The following is a 25,175-nucleotide window of genomic DNA, read 5'->3' as shown; positions in this document are numbered from 1 at the left end:
TCGCAATGCTGGCTAAAGTCTGCGCCTGGTAGTCCGAAAGTCAAGCAGTATCTGCGATCGGTTCAGAAACAGTCAGCGGGCAGGCCGAGGCGAGCCGAGTTTAGGCGCACGCGCTCCATCTGATACGTTCTTTTATCATCCACCTGAGTCTTTTTCGTGGAAGGCCCACTGCTTTATAAGTTTTCGCGATCGGGGTGCGATCGGACTGTACCCGGGCACTCAATTCTCCAGCCGTTCAGGGAACCGGAAGGCCTCGCAAGTACTCAGGAACTCCCATGAACACCTCCTGCACGAGCTATCACAGCATGGCGCTTTCCGAGTCTCAGCGCGACATACTCGGTATGATTGCGACCAATCATCAACTGCACGACATCCTCACCGCCATCTGCTTGATGATCGACGCCCAGGATCCCGGCACGCTGCGTTCGATACTGCTCACCGATGCGCAAGGCAAGCATTTGCTGAAGGGCGCCGCGCCTGGCCTGCCGCCTGCCTACAGCGATGCAATCCATGGCTTGCCCATCGGGCCTCAGGAAGGTACGTGTGGCACAGCTGCATTCCGCCGCGAGCTGGTGGTGACAGCGGATATAGCCCGGGATCCGAGCTGGGAGCGTTTTCGCAGTCTGGCGCTAGGGTACAATCTACGCTCCTGCTGGTCGTTGCCATTACTCTCGCATGAGGGCTCCGTTCTTGGGACATTTGCGCTATACCAGGATCAAGCGATTGCGCCAAGCGAGGTGCAGATCCATCGGCTGACCTGCGCGGCGCAACTGGCTGCCATTGCGATCCGGCATGAGCGTGACGGCCAACGTCTGGAGGAAAGCGAACAACGGTTTCGCTCATTGTTTACCTACAACCCCAACCCGGTTTTCGCCCTTGACAGGGCGGGCAACATCCAGAGTGTGAACCCAGCTGGCCTGAAGCTTAAAGCTGGCGCGGCAACTGATCTTGTCGGCCATCATTTCTCCCACCTCGTGTTCGAAGAAGACCTGCCGAAAGTGAATCAGCATTTTTTCGCGGCCCGCGCCGGTGAGCCGCAGCGATTCGAGGCAAGGGTGCGCGACGAGAGCGACGACAAGCAGTTGATCATGGATATCGCTAACCTGCCAATCATGGTCAATGGCGAGATCGTCGGGGTATTCGGCATCGCGCGGGATATCAGCAAACAGAAGCATTACGAGCGCCAGTTGAGTATCAATGCCAGCCATGACGGGCTGACGGGTTTGCTTAACCGCCTGTCTCTGGAAGACCGGCTTGTCCTGGCGTGTCGCAGCAGCCGTCAACGTAAAGTTCAACTGGCGGTCATGTACATCGACCTGGATGGATTCAAATCCATCAACGACTCCATCGGGCACTACTTCGGCGATCAAGTGCTGATCGAGGTGGCACAGCGCTTGACCCAGCAGGTCCGTCCGGCTGATACCGTCGTGCGTATGGGCGGCGATGAGTTTGTCGTTCTGCTGACGGACCTGCTTCGTGACGAAGACGCTGTCCCGGTGGCCGAGCGACTGCTGGCCAGCATTGGCAAACCCTACTGTATCCACGGTATTGACCTGCACGTGAGTACCAGTATCGGTATTACGGTAAGCGATGGCCACATCGAGCAGCCGATGAAGTTGATCCAGCAGGCTGACATGGCCATGTACAAAGCCAAGCAACAAGGTCGGAACAACTTTCAATGGTACACCAGCGATCTTAATTGACCGCTCCTTTATCCAGGACATCTCGACGAACCCACACGATGCAGCAATCACTCAAGGCATCATTTCGATGGCCCATCATCTCAGCCTGTCAGTAGTCGCTGAAGGTGTGGAAACTGCGCCTCAGGTGAACTTCCTGGAAAGGGAGCGCTGCGATATTCTCCAAGGCTATTACTTTGCGAGACCCATGTCGCATGAGGCGCTCAGGACTTTCTTGGCCGACTAGTCCACCGCCATGGTGATGTCCTCGGCTCGCCGGGTTGATATTTTCGTGCTGCTTTGTAAGCGATGCCCATCGTTGCCGGCGCTGTGACAGGTGGGGGGAGCCCCCACCTGCATGCCCGCGTTATAGGCGTCAGCGTTGGATGCCAGCACAATATGCTGACATTTCCCTCTTCTCCATATCCCGCTCGTCATAACGTAACAAGCGCCCGGAGTTGCTGAGCACCAGCAATGTACTGAAGCAGCGCCTTTTCGTTCATCCAGGCCAGCATCAGGACTTCGCCGCTGTCATGCTGCTGGGTGATGGCGGGGATCAGCCCCAGGGGGTTCCAGGGTATGTGGCGAAGCACATCGGTCAAGGCGAAGCGGCTTCCCGCCTGTGCCTGCTCAAGGGTAAGGAACATGATTTGCAACCTGCGATAGATGTTATGTTATAACACTTACAACTTAGCAGATTACGCCGCTACTGTTCATCTTTTCCACTTGCGCAGGAGAGACGCCATGACCGAAACATGCCAGAACCCGACCATCGAAACCTACGCCGACACCGAACTGGCCTGCCTGGCAGGTGCCAAAGCGGCGCTCTACCGTTGGGCCGCGACCGTGGCCACACGTGATGTGGATCAGGTGCTGGCGTTGTACGCACCAGATGCGATCCTGGTTCCGACCCTGTCCAACCAAGTGCGTGACTGCGACGACAGCCGTCGCAACTATTTCGAGAATTTCCTCGCTAACGACGGGCTGGTCTGTGACATCCAGTTGTTCAAGAAGCGCGTCAGCCGCAAGCTGGGGACCGTGGTCGTTGGAGGCCAGTACACCTTCGTCTTTCGTGACGACGGCGAGCAGCGGGTAGTGCCAGCGCGCTTCCTGTTCACCTTCGAGCGGATCGACCAGCAGTGGTTGATCACTGGCCACCATTCCTCCATCGAGGCATGAGAGGCATGACCTACTTCGCGAGCTCAACGGGCGCGTTCCCGGCCACGCGTTTGCGCCGTAATCGCGCTGACGAATGGACGCGTCGTCTGGTCGCTGAAAACAGCCTGTCTCGCGATGACCTGATCTGGCCGGTTTTTCTCAAGGAAGGCTCAGGTACACGCGAGGCGATCACCGCCATGCCGGGCCAGGTACGCGTCAGCCTGGCCGAACTGCCGGATCACGTAGGCCGGGCGGTCGAACTGGGCATTCCGGCCATTGCCCTGTTTCCCGCCACTCCAGTGCAGCGCAAAGACAGTGAGGGCACCCACGCCCTCGACGCGGACAACCTGATCTGCCGCGCCGCCAGGTTGCTCAAGGCCACGTTCCCCAACCTTGGCTTGATCGGCGACGTCGCACTGGACCCCTACACCGACCATGGCCACGACGGCGTGCTGCGCCAAGGCCGCGTGGCCAATGACGAGACCTTGCAGGTACTGGCGGCCCAGGCTGTGGTCCAGGCCCAGGCCGGCATCGACACCTTGGCACCTTCGGACATGATGGACGGGCGCATCGGCGCGCTCAGGTCCGCGCTGGACCTGGCCGGGTTCAGCGATGTGCGTCTGATGTCCTACGCCGCCAAGTACGCGTCCGGCTTCTACGGCCCGTTCCGCGACGCGCTGGGTTCGGCGGCCGCGCTCAAATGCGACAAGCGCACGTACCAGATGGACCCGGCCAACAGCGACGAAGCCCTGCGCGAAGTAGCGCTGGACCTGCAAGAAGGCGCCGACATGGTGATGGTCAAGCCCGGCATGCCCTATCTGGACATCATTCAAAGGGTCAAGGCAACCTTTGCCGTGCCGACATTCGCCTACCAGGTCAGCGGTGAATACTCGATGCTCAAGGCAGCGATCAATCATGGCTGGCTGGATCCCCGCACGTTTGAACGCCATCAATGCCTCCAGGATGAGCTGCACGGTAAATGCGCCGCCTGTACTCGCCGTGATGCAGGCGAGGACTGAGCAGAGCCGCACGCATGCGCACCACCCTTTATCATGAAGCTTCCCGATGAGCACCCCTGCCCCCCATACCAACGAAGCCGCGCGGCTGCCCGTCACTGTACTTTCCGGCTTCCTCGGAGCCGGCAAGACTACCTTGCTCAACCATATTCTGAACAACCGCGAAGGCCGGCGAGTCGCGGTGATCGTCAACGACATGAGCGATGTGAACATCGATGCCGCACTGATACGCAAGGGTGGCGCCGAGCTGTCACGCACCGACGAAAAGCTGGTGGAGATGAGCAATGGCTGCATTTGCTGCACCTTGCGCGAAGACCTTCTGCTCGAAGTGGACCGTCTAGCCAAAGAGGGTCGTTTCGACCAATTGGTCATCGAATCGACGGGCATCTCCGAGCCACTGCCGGTGGCGGAAACCTTCACCTTCGAAGGCGAGGATGGCCGTAGCCTCAGCGAAGTGGCACGCCTCGACACCATGGTCACCGTGGTCGATGCCTTCAATTTCCTGCGCGACTACAGCTCGCGCGACAGCCTGCAGGCACGCGGTGAATCGCTGGGCGAGGAAGACGTGCGCACCGTGGTCGACCTGCTGACCGATGAGGAAATGGCCCAGGGACCGGAAGGCTGGATAAAGCTGACCAACCCCTTCCCCGGCTGGAACTGATTCATACGCCTTGCTGCCACGTGCAAGGCTCCCACCACTGGATATACATGATGAGCTCAGCATTACCCGACGTTTCCGTCACCGACCTGGCCCCCAGCCTCAGCCCGCTGCAATGGGTCGGCATGCAGGGTATCGACCTGCCGGTAAGGATCCAAGAACCGACCTACCAGCGTGAGCTGCACGCCCGGGCGGATGTCCAGGTCGACCTGCCGGCACCGCATGTCAAAGGCATTCACATGTCCAGGCTGTATCGCCTGCTGGACGCCTGGGGGCAGGCTGCGGCGGTGTCGCCGGCAAGCCTCTTTGCGCTGTTGCAGGAGATGATCGACAGCCATCAGGATTGCGAAAGCCGCAGTGCCAGGGTGCGCCTGGATTTCGACTTGCTGGTTCGCCGCCCTGCACTGGTGACCGAGGGCCTCTCTGGCTGGAAGTCGTACCCGGTTCACGTGCTCGCCACGAAGGTCGGCGGGGCGCTGAACCTGAGTATCGAGGTCAGGATCGGCTACTCCTCGACCTGCCCGTGCTCGGCCGCTCTCTCCCGGCAGTTGATTGAGGACGGCTTCCTGCGAACCTTCAAGGACCAGCCACTGCTCGAAGTCAGCGCCGTCGCGCAGTGGCTGCGCAGCAACGCGTCGCTGGCGACGCCACATAGCCAACGCAGCGAAGCTCGAGTGCGCGTCACGGTACCTGCCGATGCCCCGGATCTCGGGTTGCTGGCCCTGATCGACCACGTCGAAGGCGCCTTGCGCACGCCGGTTCAGACCGCCGTAAAACGGGCTGACGAACAGGCTTTCGCAGCACTCAATGGGCAGAACCTGATGTTCGTCGAAGACGCTGCGCGGCGTATTCAGGCAAGCCTGCACGGTTACCGCGATAGCCAAGTGCACGTTCGCCACCTGGAAAGCCTGCACCCGCACGATGCTTCGGCCTGGTCCGCCCCGCAGGCCGCTGCGCCTGACCAACAAGAATCATTTGCAACCGGTAATGAACGCTAACCACTAGCGTTACGTTATTACATCTAATAACATGCGCATCCCAACACATGAACATTTCCTCATCAGGATTCATTTGTCAGGTCTGACGCAAGGCGGGCCGCTCTACTCGCAAGGGTTTCTTGTCATCTGTGATGCAGCACGGCCCGAAGCAGGGCGCGGCATCGATGTTGGCATCGAGTGCAGCCTGCACAGCCTACACCGTGGAGCCTGATGGTGTACCCGTTGTGATCCCCTTCGAGCTCGTGGACAGTGCCCAAGTCAGGACGTATCCAACAATGCAACGTTATAGCGTGAAAAACGGAGACTTTACGTGAACCCTCGTGCCCCCCTTCTGGCCGGCCTGACGCTGGGCTTGTTCGGCCAGCCGATTTCAGCGGCACAACCCTTGCTGCTGAACGAAACCTCCATCACCGACGCCTACCTCGAAGAGCGCGCCGACGGGCCGGTGCAAGGCTATCGTGCCAATCGCTCTGCCACGGCCACCCGCACCGATACCGACATCCGCGACACGCCGCAGAGTATCGACGTCGTGCCCGCGCAGGTGATCAAGGACCTCAACACCACCCGCATCGACCGCGCCCTGGACTTTGCTGGCGGCGTCTCGCGGCAGAACAACTTCGGCGGCCTGACTTTCCTCAACTACAGTGTGCGCGGCTTCACCACGGGCGAGCTGTACAAGAACGGTTTCGCCATCAACCGCGGCAGCTACAGCTCGCCGGACACCTCCAACATCGAGCGCATCGAAGTGCTCAAAGGCCCGGCTGCCAGCCTGTATGGCCGTGGCGACCCTGGCGGACTGGTCAACATCGTCACCAAGCGCCCCCAGGCCGAAGCCTTCAGTACCCTCACCCTCAGCGCAGGCAGCTGGGATCGCTACCGCACCGCCCTGGACGCCAACTCGCCGCTGGACAGCGAAGGGAATCTGCTGGGCCGGATCAACCTCGCTGTCGAAGACAACGACAGCTTCCGCGATCATGTCGGCAGCGAGCGCCGTATCGTCAGCCCCTCCCTGAGCTGGCAACTGTCACCCGACACCCGACTGATGATCGACACCGAGTTCTCCCGCACCGAGTCGGTGTTCGATCGCGGTATTCCGGCAGTCAACGGCGAAATGGGTTCGGTCAAGCGCTCGACCTTCCTTGGCGAGCCGAATGACGGCGAGATCCGCAACGACAACCAGACCCTCGACGTGGCGCTGGAACACGTGCTCAACGACAACTGGAAGCTGCGCCTGGCCAACCACTACACCCAGGGCACGCTCAAGGGCAACAGCTCCGAGCCCCAGGCCCTGGTGAGCACCACCATCACGCGCTTCTATCGCGAACGCGACTTCGAATGGAACGACAACATCACCCAGGCCGAGCTGCACGGGCAGTTCGAGCTGGGTGGCTGGCAGCATCAGACCCTGATGGGGCTGGAGTACGAAAACTACCGCAACAGCCAGAAGTACCCGCAAAGCGCCACGTCCGCAGCGTATGGGCTGGATATCTACAACCCGGTATACGGCAAGCCGAAGCCAGCCATCACCCGTGCCAACGACTTCTTCGAGCACACTGAAAGCTACGCGATCAACCTGCAAGACCAGATCGCTTTCACCGAGCGCCTGCGCGGGTTGCTGGGCGTACGCCTGGAGCGCTTCGAGCAGACCTCGCAGAACCGCACCACGGGTCTCAGCAACAGCCAGGAAAAGGACGTTGCCACACCGCGCATCGGGGTGTTGTACCAACTGACCCCGCAAGTCGGCGTGTTCGCCAACGCATCCACTTCGTTCAAACCCAACACCATCGGCACCCAGGGCCAGGTGTACAAGCCTGAAAAGGGCTTGGGTTACGAGACCGGAGTCAAGCTCGACCTTCTCGACAGCCGCCTGGGCGCGACCATCGCCCTGTTCCATATCGACAAGGAGAACGTCATCACCACCGACGCCCTTGGCGAGAGCGTGGCGGCGGGCGAAGCGCGCAGCCAAGGCCTGGACCTGCAGTTCAGCGGCCAACTGACCGACGCGTTGCGAGTGATCGGCGCCTACGCCTACATCGACGCCGAGGTCACCAAAGGCGACGCAGCCCTGCCCAAAGGCAGCGACTTGCTCGGCATCCCCCGTAACAGCGGCAGCCTGATGGGCGTGTACGAATTCCAGGACGGTGCCCTGCGCGGCTCGGATGTGGGCGCAGCGGTGAACTACGTCGGCGAACGCTCCGGCCAGGCCGGCAGCGACTTCACCCTGGACGCCTACAGCACGGTCGACCTGCTGGCGCACTACAAGGCCAGCGAACAGGTCACCGTCGGCCTTAACCTCAACAACCTGTTCGACCGCAAGTACTACGAACGCTCGTACAACAGCGCTTGGGTGCTGCCCGGGGAGCCACGCAACTTCAGTGTAAGCCTGACCCTGAGCCTTTGAACCGAGGAACCATCATGCATCCATCGTTGAAAGTCGCTTCCCTGTTGACCCTGATGGTCAGCGTCAACGCAGGCGCCCACGGCCTGTGGACCGAGGAGCGACGTGGCAATATCGAGGCCGTGTACGGCCACGGCGCCGAGGATAACGCCTACAAGGCGGAAAAGATCAAGCGCGCCTGGGCGTTCGACGTGACCGGGAACATGATCCCGGTCACGGTCGAGCGCCTGGCGGATCATGCCGTGCTGCAACCACTTACCCCGCCTGCGGCACTTGCCGTGCTGCTGGACAACGGGCCTTGGTCACAGCGCCCGGACAAGCAATGGGTCAATCAGGATCGCACCCACGTCAAGGATGCGATCGCCTCCACCCACAGCTTGAAATACAGCCTGGCGATCTACCAGAGCGGTGCACGCCTGCCGAAACTGGACATGCTGCGTTTGGCGATCGTTCCCCTGAGCGACCCTCTGCAAGTCGGGCCAGGCAAGACGCTGGAAGTGCAGGTACTGCTCGATGGCAAACCGGCTGCTGATATCCCGCTGCAGGGCGATTACCGGGGCGCCCCTCACCAGGTCAGCGCCACCACCGACAAGCAAGGCCGGGCACTTATTACCGTACGCAATGAAGGACTCAACATCATCGCGGCCCAGGCTACCCTGCCAATGGCAGACGGCAGCCCCGTGGCCCAGCAGAGTCTGTTCAGTTCACTGACGTTCCTGGGTGAGCCGCACCACGAGTAACACAAGCAACGTACCTCGGCCGTGTCGGCCGAGGTATGGCAGTTAGAGACGTTCGGAATGAGTGCCTGCAACCAGCATCCGCACCATGACCATCGGCACAAGCCCGGCTGCGGCCACACGGCAATCGAACACGATGGGCATGTCGATTACCTGCATGATGGGCACTTGCATCACATGCAGGGCGATCATGTCGATGAACACACTAGGTCACGTTTGCCGAGCCCCCAGCGCTAATTGAAGAGGTCAACACTTGCGGGCGCTCCCCGGGCGCTACCACCGGGGCAGCAGGCATCCGGTATTGGTTCTCCCACTTCGCCACCACCAGAGGCGCCAGTGCGTTGCCCAAGACATTCAGCGCCGTGATCGGCATGTCCATCAAGCGATAGACTCCGGCGATGAATGCAATACCTTCCACAGGCAGGCCGGCACTGGTCAGCGTAGCGGTCAAGATCACGAACATGGCCCCCGGGACGCCGGCTGCGCCCTTGGAGGTCAGCACCATGATGATGATCAGCATCGCCTGGTCAGCCAAGCTCAGGGGAATTTCATACAGCTGCGCGATGAACAGCGTGCCGATGCCCACGAACAGCGATGCGCCATCCAGATTGAAGGAATAACCCGTAGGAATCACCAACGTAGCAATCGAACGCGGCGCACCGTAGGCCTCGACCTTTTCAATCAGCTGGGGCATGACAGTCGCCGAGGCGGCAGTACTGAACGCCAGGATCAACTCATCCTTGATCGCCTTGATCAGGTCGAAGATGTTGATCCCGGCAACCTTCGCGATGCCGCCCAGCACGACTACGCCGAACAGAATGACCGCGACGTAGGTGACGGCAATCAGTTTTGCCAGAGGCAGCAACGCGGAAAGCCCGAAGTTGGCGACCGTCACGCCGATCAGGCCAAAGATCCCGATGGGTGAGTAGTGCATCACGATATGCGTCACCTTGAACATCGTCGCGGAAATGGCATTGACTACCGCGATCAACGGCATTTTCTTCTCTTTGTCCAGAGCACTTAGCCCAAAGCCGAACATGACCGAGAAGAACAGGACAGGCAGCAGCTTTCCTTGCGCCATTGCACCGACGATATTGTCCGGGATGATGTTGAGGATGACTTGACCAAACCCAGTGTTCTCCGAGGTAGACGGAAGCGAGAGCGTTTGGGTGTTTGCCAGGGTCGTCAAGTTGGCACCTACGCCTGGCTGCGCAAGATTGCCAACCAGCAGGCCACACACAATTGCGATGCTGGTCACGACGAAGAAGTAGAACAGGGCTTTCACCCCGACCCGCCCTATCGCCTTGCTATCACCATTGCCTGCGATCGCGCCGACCATGCACGCGAATACGAGGGGTGCGACAATCATCTTCATCATCTTGATGAAAATGTCGCCGACGGGTTGTAAAAGGCTGCTGATTATCCAGGCTTTATACTCGGGAAAGAAATTGAGAAGTGCCCCCACTACAACCCCGAGCACAAGACCTGCAATAATTCTAGTCACCAGACTAGTCTTTGCCATACGTCCTCCAGTTATTATAATTTGGACTGTACATTGGCCTGCAAAAATGCCAAACACATCGTTGGAGCCTGTTATTTTTATTGAGTGGCCACTCACCGATACACGCCTCTTATCTCACGCAGACAAAGCGGGAGGCGCGTCCCGAAGGTTTATGCCAATCAGGTGGCAAATACACCTTCAAAGTCCTTGAACCCTTTGATCTCGATCGGGTTGCCACTGGGGTCCAGGAAAAACATCGTTCGCTGCTCCCCAGGTTGGCCCGGGAATCGTACAACCGGCGGTATGTCGAACTGCACGCCATGAAGCGCCAGGCGGTCTGCCATCGCGAACCAGTCATCCAGATGCAGCACCAAGCCGATATGCGGCATCAACACTTCATGGTCGCCGACTTTACCAGTACGGGTAGTTGGAAAAGGAACACCTTTGTGAAGCGAAATCTGGTGACCGAAGAAATCATAATCCACATAAGTTTCACTCGTGCGGCCTTCTTTGCAGCCGAGAATGTTACCGTAGAAGTTACGAGATGCTTCGAGATCTGTAACATGGTATGAAACATGAAATAACGATTTCATAACTGACCTCTTTGGTTTCTGATAGAACTTTCGGGGAGGTTAGCGTAGCCTCGCGCAAGTGCTAAAGCGCATTTTTCCATCTCTCAGCGAAAGGAAATGTTTTGGACACTCGATTTCTCGAAAGCCTGATGGCAGTGATAGAGACTGGCTCGATTGCAGCGGCGGCTCGACGGGAAAACCTGACAGCACCTGCAGTCAGCCAGCGTATACAAGCCCTCGAGAAATCGCTGGCGTGCGAACTCCTGAACCGAAGCGCACATGCTGTCGAACCTACCGAGAAATGTCTGTCGTTGCTGCCGAAGATTCGAGATCTGATCCAGGGGGCAGCAGAGCTGAAAGAGGATCTGGACACCAGTAGCCTGTCGGGGTATCTCAAGATCGGTGCGATCTCTACAGCGTTGACAGGCATATTGCCAGAGGCCATGAATCAGCTATCAAGCATTGCCCCGCAACTGAGGCTACGCATCACGCCAGGGGACTCGCGCAGTCTTTACGAACAAGTAGCCTGCGGAGAGCTCGATGCGGGAGTCATGGTATGTCCGCCCTTCAGCGTCCCCAAAAGCATTCGTATACAGGTTCTTCGAGAAGAACCCCTGATGCTTTTGACCAAAGACCCCGTTGACAAGCGCGACATCCGCTCGACGATTCTTGGTCGAAACCTGATTCGATATGACTCACATGCCTGGGGTGGGCAGATTGCACAGCAGTACTTGAATGACAATGACCTGCAGCCCGATGTCCTCTGTAATCTGGATGCGCTGGATGCTATCTACATCATGGTCGCAAAAGGCATGGGGGTGTCTGTTGTCCCACTCTGGGCGGGATTGAAGACTGACGACGTACAGGCAACGCCAGTGTCGGACGCTGACAGCTACATGCGCCAGGTAGTCCTGCTTCACAAGGCCAACCCCAGAAGGCCCAAGGCGGTGGAGGTTTTGAAGGTACAGCTTATGAATAACTGCAGCTTCCCATAGATCACACACGGTCTGCGTTGACTGCCTCAGCCATCATGCTTGAACTGACTCGGGGCCGGATCTCACCACGCCCATACTGGCAACAACAGGAGTGGCGGCCTACCTCTCCGAGGGTGTCGCCCATCTCTCGTTACCCCTGCGCATTTTAACCCGCCTGCAGCCGGCATGCCGCGCGATTGTTTGCACACGCGGGCAGTGGACACCTTCGAAGGGCGCGTCAGTTATGCACGCTACGACACCATGGAAACGTCGGTTGCCTTCAACAAGGCGCTGAACACGGGCGACGGCCCACGCCACCATGCGCGCCTCGACTACAGCCGCACCAGCACCAACGGCTATATCGATCGCCAGGAGAATGGGGCCGGCAACCTGGCCTTCTCGCTGCTTAGCGACATCAACGATCAGCTCTCACACACGCTGGCCATCGAATACCTGGAAGAGCAAGAGGACAGCCCCTACTGGGGCACACCGGTATTGCAGCCATTGGTCGGTACCTTGCACATTGACAAGCACAACCGTTTCAACAACTACAACGTCGAAGACGGTCGCTACGAGCAGCGCACCCGGTGGCTGCGCTCGATCACCGACTACCGCTTCGACGACAACACCCAACTGCGTAACACCTTCTACCACTACAACGGCCAGCGCGATTACCGCAATCTCGAGGTGTATCGCTACAACGCCGACAACAGCGCCATCGCTCGCTCAGGCGGCTATCGCCAGCGGCACGACCAGGAGGTCAACGGCGACAAGCTGGAGCTGACCCACCAGGGCCAGTTGTTCGGCCTTGCCAGCGACTGGGCGTTCGGCATGGACTACAGCACCAACCAGCAAACCAACTACCCGCTGTCCAAGGGGGCGTTCGACACGGTTGACCCGAACGGCTTCGAACCCGGGCACTTCCTCGATATCCCCGGTATGGACGCGCCCATGACCAAGGGCAGAACCACCACCACCGACACCACCTCGGCCTTCGTCGAGAACCGTACCCGCCTGACCGATCAACTATCATTGATCACCGCGCTGCGCTACGACCATATCGACTTCGACGTGGTCGACCATGTGGCGCGAGCCAGGCTCGACCGACGCTGGGACGCCATCACCGGTCGCCTGGGCCTGGTCTATGAACTGACATCCAACGTCAGCCTGTACACCCAATACAGCACCTCGGCCGAACCACCAGGCGGTACCCTGACCAGCGCCTCGATCAGCCAGGTCGGCGACTTCGACCTGAGCACCGGCCGTCAGGTCGAGGTAGGCAGCAAGTTCGACTTCCTCGACGGCCGCGGCTCGGCGACGGCAGCGGCGTATCGCATCGTGCGCAAGGATATCTCCGTGCCCTCCTCGACCGTGCCCAACACCACCGAGCAGGCGGGCCAGCAGACCTCCACCGGCATCGAGCTGGCAGCCTCCTTCAAGGTCACGCCCAAGCTGCTGGCGGCGGGCAACTTCAGTTGGGTAAATGCCGAATACGATGAATTCAACGAGACCATCGGCGGCGTGGTGTACTCGCGCAAGGGCAAGAACCCGGTCAACTTCCCCGACCGCGTGGCCAACCTCTGGTTGACCTACGACCTGGCGCCTGGCTGGCAGGTCGGGGCCGATGCCCGCTATGTCTCATCGGTGTACGCCAACACTGCCAACACCGCATGGGTACCGTCGTACACCGTCTACGGGCTGTCCATGACCCACGACCTGGACAAGCACGTGCAAGTCAGCGCGCGGCTGCGCAACCTCACCGACGAGGTGTATGCCCGCTTCATCCACCAGACCAACACCCAGTACTACCTGGGTGAACCGCGCAGCCTGGAAGTCGCTGTGCAGTGGCGCTACTGATGACACCGACCGAGCGCATTTCGTGTTTGGCTGCGGCCTAAGCGATTGCCGCTGTTCTCTGAAAAACAAAAGCCGGGACGGTAATACGCCCCGGCTTTTGTTTGGCCCGATGAGAACCCTGCCAAGCATAAAACACCGGAAGGGATAGCCACTCTCTTGGCCTCTGCCTTCCAATAAAAAACCTGAGCCGAACGTTCATGATGGCCGCCTGCATGCGCAGTCGTTGAGCCCTCAGCGTGGTACGCCCGCGACAAAATGGCGCACCACGGAACTTGTACAGCCCGCAACGGATGCGGCTTAATTCGCGCCACGTTCGGTCGGGTGACTCATGCTTTCACGTGCTCGTGCTCATCTTTGTCTGTTCGCCTGCTTCGCCCTGCTGTTCAACCTGCTGGCGATGCCGCTCGACCGTGCCTTGCAATCACCTCGCCTCGACAGCCAGTCGTTGATTCTCGGCAGTTTCTGCAGCCTTCACGGTGCCCAGAGCCTGCCCAAGTCACTGCTGGCCCAGCTCAAGGCAGACCTGCCGCAACTCGACCATTCCCCTGAACCCAAGCACCAGAGTGGTGACTGCTGTTGTGGCCATGCCGGCCATGCCTTGGCAGGCGGTGATTACTACCGCCATCTGTTCCCCCGCTACTGGCCGGCCGACCTTCTACTGGGAGACCGTCATGCCTTGCCGCTGCCGCGAGAACAGTGGCCTCGGCTGAATCCCCGCGCCTCACCCCTGGCCTGAACCGTCGCTGCTGTCTTGTGGTCATGGCGTGCGCTGCACGACGCCTGACCTTGCCCGACCGTTCTTGCCAGGAAACCACACATGCCTGCGTTCCGTTGTACCGCACGCGCCGTACTGCCCGTGCTCGCCTTGTTCGGCCTCAACCCACTGTCACTTGCCATCGCTGAAACACTGCCTGCCGAAAACTCGGTACTCACCCTCGGCGCGGTCAATGTGACCGGCACCGACAGCGGCCCCCTGGCCACAACCAGCGTGCTCAGTTCGGTGGATATTCTGGGCGGCGACATCCTCGAGAAGATGCCTGTTGCCTACAGCTGGGAGCTGTTCCGCCGGGCACCGGGGGTGATGCTCACCGAGTTCAACCAAGGCACCACCTCCGGCAAGCTTTCGTTCCGCGGTTTCAATGGCGAAGGCGAAATCAACGCCGTGAAACTGTTGATCGACGGCATTCCCAGCAACACCAATGACGGCAACATGCCCTTCATCGACTCGGTGTTCCCCATGGACATCGACAGCATCGAGGTGGTGCGCGGCACCAGCGACCCGCGCTATGGCCTGAACAACATTGCGGGCAACGTCAACATCAATACCCGTACCGGCGGCAACTACAACAAAGCGCGCATGCGTTATGGCAGCTTCAACACCCGCGAGGTGCAACTGGCCAAGGGCATCGAGACCAGTAACTGGACGCAGAACTACTTCTTAGCCCGCCAGCAGGTCGACGGCTACCGCGACCATGCCGACACCGAACGCTACAGCTTCGGCGGTAAATGGTTCTACACCCCGGACAATGGCAACTACCGCGTGGGCCTGATCGCCCGCCATTACGAGTCCGAAGCGCAGGAGGCCGGCTACCTGACCGAGGACAACGCCCGCCACCACCCGCGCATGAGCAACGACTACAACGCCACGGACAAGGGCACGCGGCGGATGAACCAGATCAGCCTGCATTTCGATACCGAACTGGCGCAGACCCTGTCCTGGTCCGCCAGGACCTACGTCAACACCTTTGACGACCGGCGCTGGACCCAGTACTGGAGCAGCAGTTCGCAGCAGGAGCGCGACACGTACGAAACCCAGTACGGCGCCATTACCTCGCTCACCTGGCGCCCGCAGGTCGACTGGCTGCATGCCTTCGCCCTGGAAGGCGGCAGCGATATCCAGAAGCAGGAAAACCGCAGCGAACGTTACCGCACGCTCAACCGCGTGCGGCAGGCGCAAACCCGCGACCAGCGTTACGACTTCAACACCGCGGGGGCCTATGTGCAGGCGGAGATCGAACCGGTCGAATCGCTGAAGATTGTCCCGGCGTACCGTGTGGACAGGATCAGCGGTGACTTCACCAACGAGATGACCGGCCTGGATTACGACATCAACGACTACGGCCTGATCAAACAGCCCAAGCTCAGCGTGGTCTATTCACCCTGGAAGGTCGCCAGCGTCTATGCCAATTGGGGCAGAACGTTCCAGGTGGGTACGGGCGCGGCCGCCTACAAAGTACCACCGCGCAACGAAGACCTTTCTCCGTCGATCAACGAAACCTGGGAAACCGGTGTCAAGTTCACGCCAGCCGGTTGGGTCGATGGCCGCTTCGCCTATTGGCGCCAGGACGCCACGGGCGAGGTCAGCCGCCGTCTGAACGACCCCAGCGGCGAGTCGGACAACGTCGGCGAGACACGCCGCTGGGGCTATGACCTGCAGGTTAACCTGCACCCGGACGCACGCACCGAGATGTGGATGTCGTATTCCTGGCAGTACTCGAAAATCCTTGAGCCCAGCAGTGCCTTGCCAGCCAGCAAAGGCAAGGAAATCGATCACGTGCCGCATCACCTGTGGAACACCGGCATCAGCTACCAGGCCACCCCTGCCCTGCAATTGACGGCCTGGATGAATGGCCAGACCCACTACTACCTGGAACGCGAGAATACCCAGGGCCGGTATGGCGGTTACGTGCTCACGAACCTTGGCGCGACCTACAAGGTCAACGAAACGGTGAGTGTCGACCTGCAGTTGAAGAACCTCACCAACCGCTACTACGAGTACGTGTGGTACGACCCGGATGGTGCGGATGCCTCCCTCCACTCCCCGGGTGACGGTCGTGCGCTGTATGCCGGCGTGACGTTCGATTTCTGAAAGCCTGCCCGTTGGTCGGCGCCAGTGGTTCGGGCAACACCCTCAGCTGCCTTGGCTTGCTCGACCACTTGTTGGCCGTGGCGATCGATTGGCTTTCGAATTGCCAGAAAACAGGCTATGTTCGTAATCCAGCAATCAAACATGGCGAAGGGCATCACATGTGAACGCCAGGAGGCTTTTCCAGGGCGCCGTCAAAGTACCGGTATCCACTACCGGTCACGAGTGGCGGCACCAGCCATGACAAACCTTGATCCCCGCGATGAAATAGCGCACTCCGTACGGAGGGATCGGCTCGAACAGCTGTTCGTCCAGTCAGCGCCTGCGGTGCTTGGCAGCTTCCTGGCCGCCGTCATGCTGTGCTGGTTGGGCTGGGAGCGTTTCGACCCGCAAAGGGTCATGGTCTGGATGACGTTATTGGGCGTGTCGACCGGCGTGCGTACCGCCATGTTCTTCGCCTATCTGCGAGCACCCGCCAACCAGCGCACGGCCGAACGCTGGGAGTGGCGTTACTGGGTCACGCTGATGCTGTCGGCGGCTATCTGGGGCTGGGGCGCCTTTGCCGTAATGCCCGCAGACGACGCGCTGGGGCAGACGCTGATCATGCTGTTTGCCGTCGGCATGTCTGTCAGCGCGGTGTCATGCTACTCCTCCTACCGCAACATGACCCTGGTGTCGATGGGCCTGGTCTTGCTGCCTTCTACGGGCTGGCTACTGTTGCAACCTTCCACGCTGCAACAAGGGATAGCATTGGCGGTGCTGGTGTTCGCCTGGTTTGTGGTCAGCGCGACGCAAAGCCTGTCCTCGGCATTGACGACGGCCTGGCGCCTGAAACACGAAATGCAACGCGCGCATCGGCTGGCCATGGTGGCCTCGTGCACGGACGAACTGACCGGCCTGAACAACCGACGTGCTTTTTTCGACAATGCTTCGGCGCAGCACGTCCGGTGCAGGGATGCGGGTACATTCATGGCCGTGTTGATGCTGGACGTCGACCATTTCAAACAGATCAACGACACGTTCGGGCATGCCGCAGGCGACCAGGTGCTGCAGCGCATCGGTGCAGCGATCAGTGCCAGCCTGCGTGACAACGACATTGCCGGCAGGCTGGGCGGCGAGGAGTTCGCCATCCTGCTGCCCAATACGCCGCCAGACACGGCGATTGAGGTTGCCGAGCGCCTGCGGGCCCTGATAGCCAAACTGCGTGTGAATGATGAACACCCGGTCACCGCAAGCATAGGTTTAGCGTTCGCGAAGGCCCCTGCCACTGAGCTCGGCGCCTTGCTCAGCAGTGCAGACAGCGCCATGTACCTATCCAAGGTATCGGGCCGTAACCGGGTCACGGTCGCCGAACCGGAGCAGGAGGCATTGCGCAAGCAGCACTAGCCCCCCAAGGAAGTGCTATGCAGGGTCCTGGGCCGCAGCCTCACCCGGCTCCGGGCGTTGCGTGCGGGTTCGGTGTTTCAGCAGCGCACGTGCCGCCAACGCCGCGAGCACCAGGCCTGGAGCCGCGGCCATCAGCAGCCCCCCCGCACCTGCACCTGCTGCAAGGATCTGCCCGGCCGCCAGAGGACCGGCCATGGAACCCAGGCGCCCCACCGCCACCGAAGCGCCCAAGCCCGTTGCGCGAACCTGGGTCGAATACAGCGTCGGCGCCAGCGCGTACAGCACCAACTGGCCACCAATGGCGCAATACCCTGCAGTGAACCCGGCCAGCAACATCAGCCCGAAACTGCTCGACAGCCCCAGCCCCGCCAACGACGCCAGCATGCCGGCGTAGGCGATCAATACCGCCCGCCCGGCAAACCCGCGGTCCATCATCCGACCGGTCAGGAACGATCCAGCCGCCCCACCCAGGTTGAACAGAATCTGCACGGCGCCCGCCTGCGGCCGGCTGAAGCCTTGGCCGATCAACAGCGACGGCAGCCAGTTGAGCAACATGTACAACACTGTCAGGGTGAAGAAACATGCCACCCACAGCAACAGCGTGCGGCTTGCCTGCTGCGGCCCGAACAGTTGGGCAAGCACACCTTCGCTGCCAGCCTTGGCAACGCCTTGGGCACGGAATGCCTGGGACTCTTTCAGCCAGATCATCAGCACGAAGGCGATCACGATCGGTGCGATGCCGCCGACGTAGAACACCGTACGCCAACCGTCGCCCACGCCGGCCATGCCGATCAGCGACGCAACCGCCCCGCCCAGCGGCACACCACAGTAAGTCAGGCTGACCGCCGTGCTCCGCAGACGCTCAGGCGCCGCCTCGCTGGCCAGGGCGATCAGGATTGGCAACGCCGCCCCCAGCCCGAGCCCTGTCATCAGCCGCGCGATCAACAGCGATTCGTAGGTCTGGGCATGGGCGGTCCCTAGCGAGAAGCCGCCAAACAGCAGCACCGCCACGATCAGGATCGCTTTGCGGCCAAAGCGGTCTGCCAGCCAACCGCCGATCAGCGCGCCGGGCAGCAACCCCAGCAACCCGGCACTGAATACCCAGCCGAGCATGGCAGGGGTCAGGTTGAATGCCTTGGCCATGTGTGGCGCGGCGATGCCGGTGGCCTGCAGGTCCAGCCCTTCCAGCAAGGCAACGAGAAAACACAAGCCGATGGTGAGCACGGCCTTGCCCGATGACGCGGATGAATGATGCATGTGTGGCCCTCTGTTGTTGTTATCGGTCGGGTGGTCAAAGGCGGAACGTGGCGCGTACTGAGACAAACGACGAATCTTCGCCGCCAGCCTCCTTGATGGCCGTGCCCACGTCGTAGTACTTCAGGTCAAGGTCCAGGGTCAGGTTGGGAGTGGCAAGCCAGCGCGTGCTGGCGCGGTAGATGGTACCGACATGGCGACCCGTGCCGCGGGTGTTGGCCAACATGCTCATGCCGGGCATGTACACGCCGTCTTCCTCACGCTGTTTCCACACTTCGAAGATGCCGGGCTCGATGCGCAGCGTGCGCCAGGGCGAGAAGCCGAAGGTCGGCCCCACCACGATGATGTTGCTCAGGGTGGTGAGGCTGGCTTCGCCATAGACACCATTGCGTGGGTAAAGCGGGTCGAAGGTGCCGACTTTTCCGTCGCCCAGGTCACTGTCGCCGCTTGCGGCATCGATGCGCATGGCCAGGCGCGGTTGCCAGGGGTGGGTGAAGGTGAAGCCGCTGTCGCTCGACAGCGCCCAGGCGCGGATCGACGCGTTGCCCAGGTGGCCGGTCTGCCCGACAAGGTTCCAGCTCCAGTCCAGTGCCTGATGGCGGCCGAACAGCCGCGTGCCGAAGGTGTAGCGCTGCTCGTCACCCGACTCGCCGGCCAGGCTGCGGTCGTCGGTTTCCAGGCCAAAGGCTAGCAGGTCCATGTTCCACGACGCCGACAGCGGCAAGGTGCCGTAAAGGCCGTAGAATTTGATGTTGTTGTTGCTGCCATCGTCCCAACTGTCTTCACCGGTTTTCAGCGGGCGCACAGCGAATGCATCCAGCTTGCGTCCGTCCTTGAGGTTGAGGCTGGCGCGCACGCCGTCGAAGCTCAGGCGGATGTTCGGCGCGTCGCGGTAGGTGACCAACACCTGGTCGCCGAAGCCCATCTCCTGGCGACCTACGCGTGTGGTATAGCGCCCGGCGGCGAAATCGTGGTTGAAATCGACGAAGGCCTGTCGCACTTCATTGCGGCTTTCATCATTGGGCGAGTACAAGTCCTTGCCAAAGGCACGGGTATTCTCGACCTGGACGAAGGTACGCACGGCATCGTCGAACAGGTGCAGGTCGGCATGGGCCTGCAGCCGTTGCTGCAGATAGGAATCGTCGTTCAGCCCGCGCAGGCCAAAGAAGGGTTTGTCCGAAGCATCGGCCCGGTAGCGGGCCTCAGCCCCGAGTTGCAGCCAGGCCGACTCTGACAGCCGATGGTAGCGCAGGCCATCGAAAGGGGCAGTGGCCTTGGCGGGGTCGTCGAGAAAGCGGTAGTCCTCGATCCAGCGAGGGGCCCCTGGCCTCCCCGGCCGGCTCTCTTCAAGCGGGCTGGCCGCGTAGGCGGACTGGCACAGCGAAAGCACCATGAGGGGCAGGCATACCCCGTTCAACGGCTTGATCATCAGAATTTCCCTTCACTTGTTTTTATAATTGTTCTTACAAACTGGATAACTCTGTTAACGATTATTTTTGTTAACCATATGCGCCGTCAATAGCGTTTTGCCGTGTACAAGGAATGATCAGCATCAAGCGTTCGCTAATCGCACACTTCTGCAGCGAGCGGCTGCGGCATTCATTCATCCGTCGCTAGAATCCAGTGGCGTGCTGTCTATTCAGAGGCCATGCGCAAAATTCGAGTCCATTACAAAAACAAGAGCCCCCCCATGAATTGCCTCCACCCCCTTGCCGCCCTCGGCGTGCTCATGCTCGGTGCCAGCCACGCCATGGCCGCACCAACCGTTAAACAACCAAACATTCTGCTGGTGGTCGCTGATGACCTCGGCTTCTCCGACCTGTCGGCCCTGGGCAGCGAAATCCAGACGCCCAACCTGGACAAACTGTTGGCCGACGGCCGCCTGATGCTCGATTTCCACGCCGCGCCCAGTTGCTCGCCGACGCGGGCGATGCTGATGTCCGGCAACGATCCACACCTGGTCGGGCTGGGCATGATGTCGGAGACACGCAAGCGCCTGCCGGCCGGCGCAGAGGTACGCGCCGGCTACGAAGGCGTGCTCGGTGCCAATGTCGCGACCCTCGCCGAACTGCTGCACGACGCCGGCTACCGCACCTACATCGCCGGCAAATGGCACCTGGGCATGCAACCGGCCCAACAGCCACACAACCGCGGCTTCGACCAGGCCTACGTGCTGCTCGAAGGCGGCGCGGCGCACTTCAAGCAGGCCAACATGGACCTGCAGTCGAACTACAGCGCCACCTATCGCCACAACGGCGAGCCGATCGCGCTGCCCGACGACTTCTATTCCACCACCTGGTACACCGACCGCCTGATCGACGCGATCGACCAAGGCAAGGCCAGCAACAAACCGTTCTTCGCCTTTGCCGCCTACACCGCGCCGCACTGGCCGCTGCAGGCGCCGGATGCGTACCTGGCGCAGTACCGAGGCCGCTACGACCAAGGCTACGAAGTCATCGCCCACGAACGCCTGAAGCGCCAGCGCGAAGCCGGCCTGGTGCCCGCCGACTTCCCCCTGCAAGCACAACTGGAAGGCGTGCCGAGTTGGGCATCGCTGAGCGATGAACAAAAAAGCCAGTCCGCACGCACCATGGAGGTGTATGCCGCCATGGTCACGGCGCTGGACGCCGAGGTGGGGCGCCTGGTGGAACACCTGCGCAAGACCGGCGAGCTGGAAAACACGATGATCCTGTTCATGTCCGACAACGGTCCGGAGAACGCCACCCGTGTCGACCCCGAGTGGATCAAGGCAAACTTCGATAACCGCCTGGACAACTACGGCCGCCGCGATTCGTTCCTGATGATCGGCTCGGCCTGGGCCCAGGTCAGCGCCCTGCCCAGCCGTCGCTACAAGATGACCACCTACCAGGGCGGCATCCGCGTACCGGCCTTCGTCTACTACCCGGCCACCATCAAGGCCGGCCGCAGCGAAGAGCTGGCCAGCGTCCGCGACATCATGCCGACACTGCTGCAACTGGCCGGTGCGCCGATGCCCGGCGTCAAGTACCGCGACCGCGATATCGTGCCGCCGCAAGGCACATCGGCGCTGAACTACCTGCAAGGCAAGGACAGCCAGATCCACGCCCATGACGAAGCTCTGGGGTGGGAAATCAACGGCAGCGCCTCGTTGCGCAAGGGCCCGCTGAAGCTGGTGTGGGATGCCACCGACAGCAAGCCGAGCTGGCACTTGTATGACCTGGGCAAGGACCCTGGCGAGCACCACGACATCGGCGCAGGGCACCCCGAGCAGGTGGCGCTGATGCTGCGCGACTGGAAGGCTTATGCCCAACGCGGCAACATCGCGGTCGATGCCGACGGCCGTCCGGCCAGCCCGATCCTGGTCAAGCCGCAATGATCGCCCGGGCAGCCGGCTGCGCAGCACTCGCCGCCGGCCTGCTCGCCGCCGCCTATGCCGTGTGGCCGCAAGCCCCGGCGCCGGCGCTGCTGTGCACGGGCTACAGTGGCCTGCCCGCGCAGCGCCAAGGCCCTTGGCGGGACGGCATGGTGCACGTGCCGGGCGGCGAGTTCAGCTTTGGTTCAAGCCGCTTTTACGACGAAGAAGGCCCGCCTCACCCCGCCAAGGTGTCCGGCTTCTGGATTGACGTGCATCCGGTCACCAACGCCCAGTTCGCGCGCTTCGTCAAGGCCACCGGGTATGTCACCCATGCCGAGCGCGGTACCCGTGTCGAGGACGACCCTGCCCTGCCCGACGCGCTGCGGGTACCGGGTGCGATGGTGTTTCATCAGGGTGCGGACGTGCTCAGCCCCGGCTGGCAGTTCGTGCCCGGCGCCAACTGGCGACACCCGCAAGGGCCGGGCAGCAGCCTGGCCGGGCTGGACAATCATCCGGTGGTGCAGATCGCCCTGGAAGATGCCCAGGCCTATGCCCGCTGGGCAGGCCGCGAACTGCCCAGCGAGGCGCAGCTGGAATACGCCATGCGCGGCGGCCTGACCGATGCCGACTTCAGCTGGGGTACCACCGAGCTGCCCAAGGGCAAGCTCATGGCCAATACCTGGCAGGGTCAGTTCCCTTATCGCAATGCGGCGAAGGATGGTTTTACCGGTACATCACCCGTGGGCTGCTTCCCGGCCAACGGCTTTGGCCTGTTCGATGCCGGCGGCAATGTCTGGGAGCTGACTCGCACGGGCTATCGGCCAGGCCATGACGCACAGCGCGACGCCAAGCTCGACCCCTCAGGCCCGGCCCTGAGTGACAGCTTCGACCCGGCAGACCCCGGCGTGCCGGTGGCGGTAATCAAAGGCGGCTCGCACCTGTGTTCGGCGGACCGCTGCATGCGCTACCGCCCCTCGGCACGCCAGCCGCAGCCGGTGTTCATGACGACCTCGCACGTGGGTTTCAGAACGATTCGGCAATGAATGGCAACGGCGTGGCGGCCGCGTCGATGGCCGCCACCTGCCGGTCGAGGTCGGGCAGCAGGTAGCCGAGGAAGAACCCAACGCTTTCCTGCTTTTCCCGGCGCTGCGCCGCCCCCACTGGCAACGCCTGGATGCAGCGCGCGCTGCGGGCCCAGGCGAAGGCCTGCAGCACCGTTGCGCACAACTGCAGGAAGTCGCCTGCGGCGCGGTACGGAAATTCGGGATCGCCCGCGGTCATCGACAGCACCTTGGCCAGCGCTGCCTCCAGCGTGTCGCACGCACTGCCCAACGCGGTGGCAGCTGCGCCAGCGTCCGCAGCGGCCTCGGTACGCAACTCACTCAACAGCAGGGCGAAACCTTCCCCCCCATCGCCCAATACCTTGCGCAGCATCAGGTCGTTGGCCTGTATTTCGTTGGTGCCTTCGTAGATCATCGCGATGCGGCTGTCGCGCAAGGTCTGCTCGATGGCAAACTCCTGGGTGTAGCCATAGCCACCCAACACCTGCAAGGCCTTGCTTGCCAGGCTGAACCCCTGCTCGGTGAAGGCCGCCTTGACGATGGGGGTCAACAGCGCCGCCAATGTCGCAGCCTTCGCCCGTTGTGCAGGCTCGACGGCGGCGTCGGCGATATCCAGCCACTGGGCCGTCCAGTAGGCCAGCGCGCGCATCCCCTCGGTACGCACCCGCAACTCCAGCAAGACCCGACGCATGGCCGGGTGCAGGTGGATCGGGTCGGCGCCCTGGGCGCCCCCCTTGGCCCGCCCCGGGGCACTCATCTGGCGCCGCTCCAGGGCATAGTCGCGGGCCTGTTGCCAGGCGGCCTCAGCATGCCCCAGCCCTTGCAGGCCAACATGCAGACGCGCGGAATTCATCATCACGAACATCGCCGCCAGGCCGCCATGGGGCTGGCCTATCAACCAGCCCCGGGCCCCCTCCAGGCGTAGTGCACAGGTGGCGCTGCCCCGGATGCCCAGCTTATGTTCCAGGCCGTCGCAGTACAGTGTATTGCGCTGGCCATCCTCCAGCCATTTCGGCACCAGCAACAGCGAGAGCCCGCGGTTGCCGGGCGGCGCATCCGGCAACCGGGCCAACACCAGGTGGAGTATGTCGCGGGTCAGGTCGTGTTCGCCGCCAGAGATGAACAGCTTGTTGCCACTGACCGCGTAGCCACCGTCGCCACCGTCGCCCAGGGGCACGGCGCGGCAGCGCAACAGGCTGAGATCGCTGCCGGCCTGGGGTTCGGTCAGGCACATGGTAGGCAGGGTGGCACCACTGACGATGCCCGGCAGATAGCGCGCCTGCAGCTCGGCGGATGCATGGGCTTTCAGGCACAGGTAGGCACCGTGGGCGATGCCGGTGTACATGGCCCAGCCGTGGTTGCTGCCGAACAGCATCTCTTGCAAGGCCGCCTCCAGCACTAACGGCAGCCCTTGGCCGCCAAGCGCCGGGGCGCATGCCAGCGACGGCCAGCCACCGTCGACATAGGCGCGATAAGCCGCCGGGAATCCGTCCGGGGTGCGTACCTCCCCGCCCTCCATCTGGCAGCCCTGGCGATCGCCCGAACTGTTCAAAGGGGCCAGCACCTGCTCGCAGAAACGGGCCGCCTCTTCCAGTACCTGGGCCGCCAGGTCGAGGTCGACGTCGGCATATGCCGGTAATTGCGCCCAGGCCTGATCGGCCCGCAGCCAGTGTTGCAGGACGAACTGCATGTCGCGCAGGGGCGCCTTCCAGGTCATCGGATACCT

At 61.6% G+C, this 25,175-nt stretch carries 18 protein-coding genes and 3 pseudogenes; 14 read left to right on the top strand and 7 right to left on the bottom strand.

Annotated features, from left to right (window positions below; all coding sequences use genetic code 11):
• The first annotated feature begins 275 nt into the window (after nucleotides 1–275).
• A pseudogene (locus ACF8O8_RS18750) lies at nucleotides 276–1,926 on the top strand (diguanylate cyclase domain-containing protein).
• A gap of 187 nt (nucleotides 1,927–2,113) precedes the next feature.
• Here ACF8O8_RS18750 and ACF8O8_RS18745 read toward each other — a convergent pair.
• On the bottom strand, nucleotides 2,114–2,326 hold the full coding sequence (locus tag ACF8O8_RS18745) for a hypothetical protein (RefSeq protein WP_392510231.1): 213 nt from the start codon (nucleotides 2,324–2,326) through the stop codon (nucleotides 2,114–2,116).
• A 97-nt stretch (nucleotides 2,327–2,423) separates the two neighbouring features.
• Here ACF8O8_RS18745 and ACF8O8_RS18740 point away from each other — a divergent pair, with 97 nt between their 5' ends.
• The 6 genes and pseudogenes from ACF8O8_RS18740 (at nucleotide 2,424) to ACF8O8_RS18715 (ending at nucleotide 8,647) form a co-directional block, all read left to right on the top strand.
• The gene (locus ACF8O8_RS18740; RefSeq protein ID WP_049587855.1) at nucleotides 2,424–2,858 is read left to right on the top strand and encodes a DUF4440 domain-containing protein; all 435 of its coding nucleotides are present in this window, start codon (nucleotides 2,424–2,426) and stop codon (nucleotides 2,856–2,858) included.
• Nucleotides 2,859–2,863: 5 nt separating this feature from the next.
• On the top strand, nucleotides 2,864–3,856 hold the full coding sequence (hemB, locus tag ACF8O8_RS18735; RefSeq protein WP_232014143.1) for a porphobilinogen synthase: 993 nt from the start codon (nucleotides 2,864–2,866) through the stop codon (nucleotides 3,854–3,856).
• Nucleotides 3,857–3,902: 46 nt separating this feature from the next.
• Nucleotides 3,903–4,451, top strand: a pseudogene (locus ACF8O8_RS18730) (GTP-binding protein); the annotation flags it as partial.
• A 113-nt stretch (nucleotides 4,452–4,564) separates the two neighbouring features.
• Nucleotides 4,565–5,509 (top strand): GTP cyclohydrolase FolE2, encoded by a 945-nt coding sequence (folE2, locus tag ACF8O8_RS18725; RefSeq protein WP_049587854.1) that lies wholly within the window; start codon nucleotides 4,565–4,567, stop codon nucleotides 5,507–5,509.
• Nucleotides 5,510–5,819: 310 nt separating this feature from the next.
• A complete protein-coding gene (locus ACF8O8_RS18720) occupies nucleotides 5,820–7,910 on the top strand; it encodes a TonB-dependent siderophore receptor (RefSeq protein WP_392510230.1) in 2,091 nt (696 codons plus the stop codon).
• 14 nt (nucleotides 7,911–7,924) lie between these two features.
• Nucleotides 7,925–8,647: a DUF4198 domain-containing protein gene (locus ACF8O8_RS18715; protein WP_392510229.1), complete on the top strand. Its 723-nt coding sequence runs from the start codon at nucleotides 7,925–7,927 to the stop codon at nucleotides 8,645–8,647.
• 42 nt (nucleotides 8,648–8,689) lie between these two features.
• Here the strand turns inward: ACF8O8_RS18715 and ACF8O8_RS18710 are convergent, their stop codons facing one another.
• From ACF8O8_RS18710 to ACF8O8_RS18700, 3 genes are all read right to left on the bottom strand, one after another.
• The gene (locus ACF8O8_RS18710; protein ID WP_162497224.1) at nucleotides 8,690–8,848 is read right to left on the bottom strand and encodes a hypothetical protein; all 159 of its coding nucleotides are present in this window, start codon (nucleotides 8,846–8,848) and stop codon (nucleotides 8,690–8,692) included.
• 1 nt (nucleotide 8,849) lies between these two features.
• Entirely contained in the window at nucleotides 8,850–10,166 is a 1,317-nt protein-coding gene (locus tag ACF8O8_RS18705; RefSeq protein ID WP_392510228.1) for a cation:dicarboxylate symporter family transporter, read from the bottom strand.
• A gap of 158 nt (nucleotides 10,167–10,324) precedes the next feature.
• Nucleotides 10,325–10,738, bottom strand: coding sequence for a VOC family protein (locus tag ACF8O8_RS18700; RefSeq protein ID WP_010954206.1), 414 nt, complete (start codon nucleotides 10,736–10,738; stop codon nucleotides 10,325–10,327).
• 101 nt (nucleotides 10,739–10,839) lie between these two features.
• Here ACF8O8_RS18700 and ACF8O8_RS18695 point away from each other — a divergent pair, with 101 nt between their 5' ends.
• The 5 genes and pseudogenes from ACF8O8_RS18695 to ACF8O8_RS18675 all read left to right on the top strand — a co-directional run bounded on the left by ACF8O8_RS18695 (nucleotide 10,840) and on the right by ACF8O8_RS18675 (nucleotide 17,800).
• A complete protein-coding gene (locus ACF8O8_RS18695; RefSeq protein ID WP_392510227.1) occupies nucleotides 10,840–11,712 on the top strand; it encodes a LysR family transcriptional regulator in 873 nt (290 codons plus the stop codon).
• A gap of 180 nt (nucleotides 11,713–11,892) precedes the next feature.
• Nucleotides 11,893–13,548, top strand: a pseudogene (locus tag ACF8O8_RS18690) (TonB-dependent receptor); the annotation flags it as partial.
• 328 nt (nucleotides 13,549–13,876) lie between these two features.
• A complete protein-coding gene (locus ACF8O8_RS18685) occupies nucleotides 13,877–14,284 on the top strand; it encodes a DUF2946 family protein (protein ID WP_392510226.1) in 408 nt (135 codons plus the stop codon).
• Between the two features lie 81 nt (nucleotides 14,285–14,365).
• Entirely contained in the window at nucleotides 14,366–16,417 is a 2,052-nt protein-coding gene (locus tag ACF8O8_RS18680; protein WP_392510225.1) for a TonB-dependent receptor, read from the top strand.
• 324 nt (nucleotides 16,418–16,741) lie between these two features.
• The gene (locus tag ACF8O8_RS18675; RefSeq protein WP_049587927.1) at nucleotides 16,742–17,800 is read left to right on the top strand and encodes a diguanylate cyclase; all 1,059 of its coding nucleotides are present in this window, start codon (nucleotides 16,742–16,744) and stop codon (nucleotides 17,798–17,800) included.
• A 15-nt stretch (nucleotides 17,801–17,815) separates the two neighbouring features.
• Here ACF8O8_RS18675 and mhpT read toward each other — a convergent pair whose 3' ends face one another.
• Nucleotides 17,816–19,057 (bottom strand): 3-(3-hydroxy-phenyl)propionate transporter MhpT, encoded by a 1,242-nt coding sequence (gene mhpT / locus ACF8O8_RS18670; RefSeq protein ID WP_392510224.1) that lies wholly within the window; start codon nucleotides 19,055–19,057, stop codon nucleotides 17,816–17,818.
• Nucleotides 19,058–19,091: 34 nt separating this feature from the next.
• Nucleotides 19,092–20,483 (bottom strand): alginate export family protein, encoded by a 1,392-nt coding sequence (locus ACF8O8_RS18665; RefSeq protein ID WP_012052237.1) that lies wholly within the window; start codon nucleotides 20,481–20,483, stop codon nucleotides 19,092–19,094.
• 261 nt (nucleotides 20,484–20,744) lie between these two features.
• Here ACF8O8_RS18665 and ACF8O8_RS18660 point away from each other — a divergent pair, with 261 nt between their 5' ends.
• Nucleotides 20,745–22,409, top strand: coding sequence for an arylsulfatase (locus tag ACF8O8_RS18660; RefSeq protein ID WP_392510223.1), 1,665 nt, complete (start codon nucleotides 20,745–20,747; stop codon nucleotides 22,407–22,409).
• Nucleotides 22,406–23,431, top strand: coding sequence for a formylglycine-generating enzyme family protein (locus ACF8O8_RS18655; protein WP_392510222.1), 1,026 nt, complete (start codon nucleotides 22,406–22,408; stop codon nucleotides 23,429–23,431). Before ACF8O8_RS18660 ends, ACF8O8_RS18655 begins: the two co-directional genes overlap by 4 nt.
• Here ACF8O8_RS18655 and ACF8O8_RS18650 read toward each other — a convergent pair.
• A complete protein-coding gene (locus ACF8O8_RS18650; protein ID WP_392510221.1) occupies nucleotides 23,412–25,166 on the bottom strand; it encodes an acyl-CoA dehydrogenase family protein in 1,755 nt (584 codons plus the stop codon). The two genes, ACF8O8_RS18655 and ACF8O8_RS18650, sit on opposite strands and share 20 nt — an antisense overlap.
• Between the last annotated feature and the right edge of the window lie 9 nt (nucleotides 25,167–25,175).

Origin of the sequence: Pseudomonas sp. TYF_14, from assembly GCF_043105275.1 — a bacterium.
Classification (GTDB): domain Bacteria; phylum Pseudomonadota; class Gammaproteobacteria; order Pseudomonadales; family Pseudomonadaceae; genus Aquipseudomonas; species Aquipseudomonas alloputida.
This window is presented reverse-complemented; position numbering and strand designations above follow the sequence as displayed.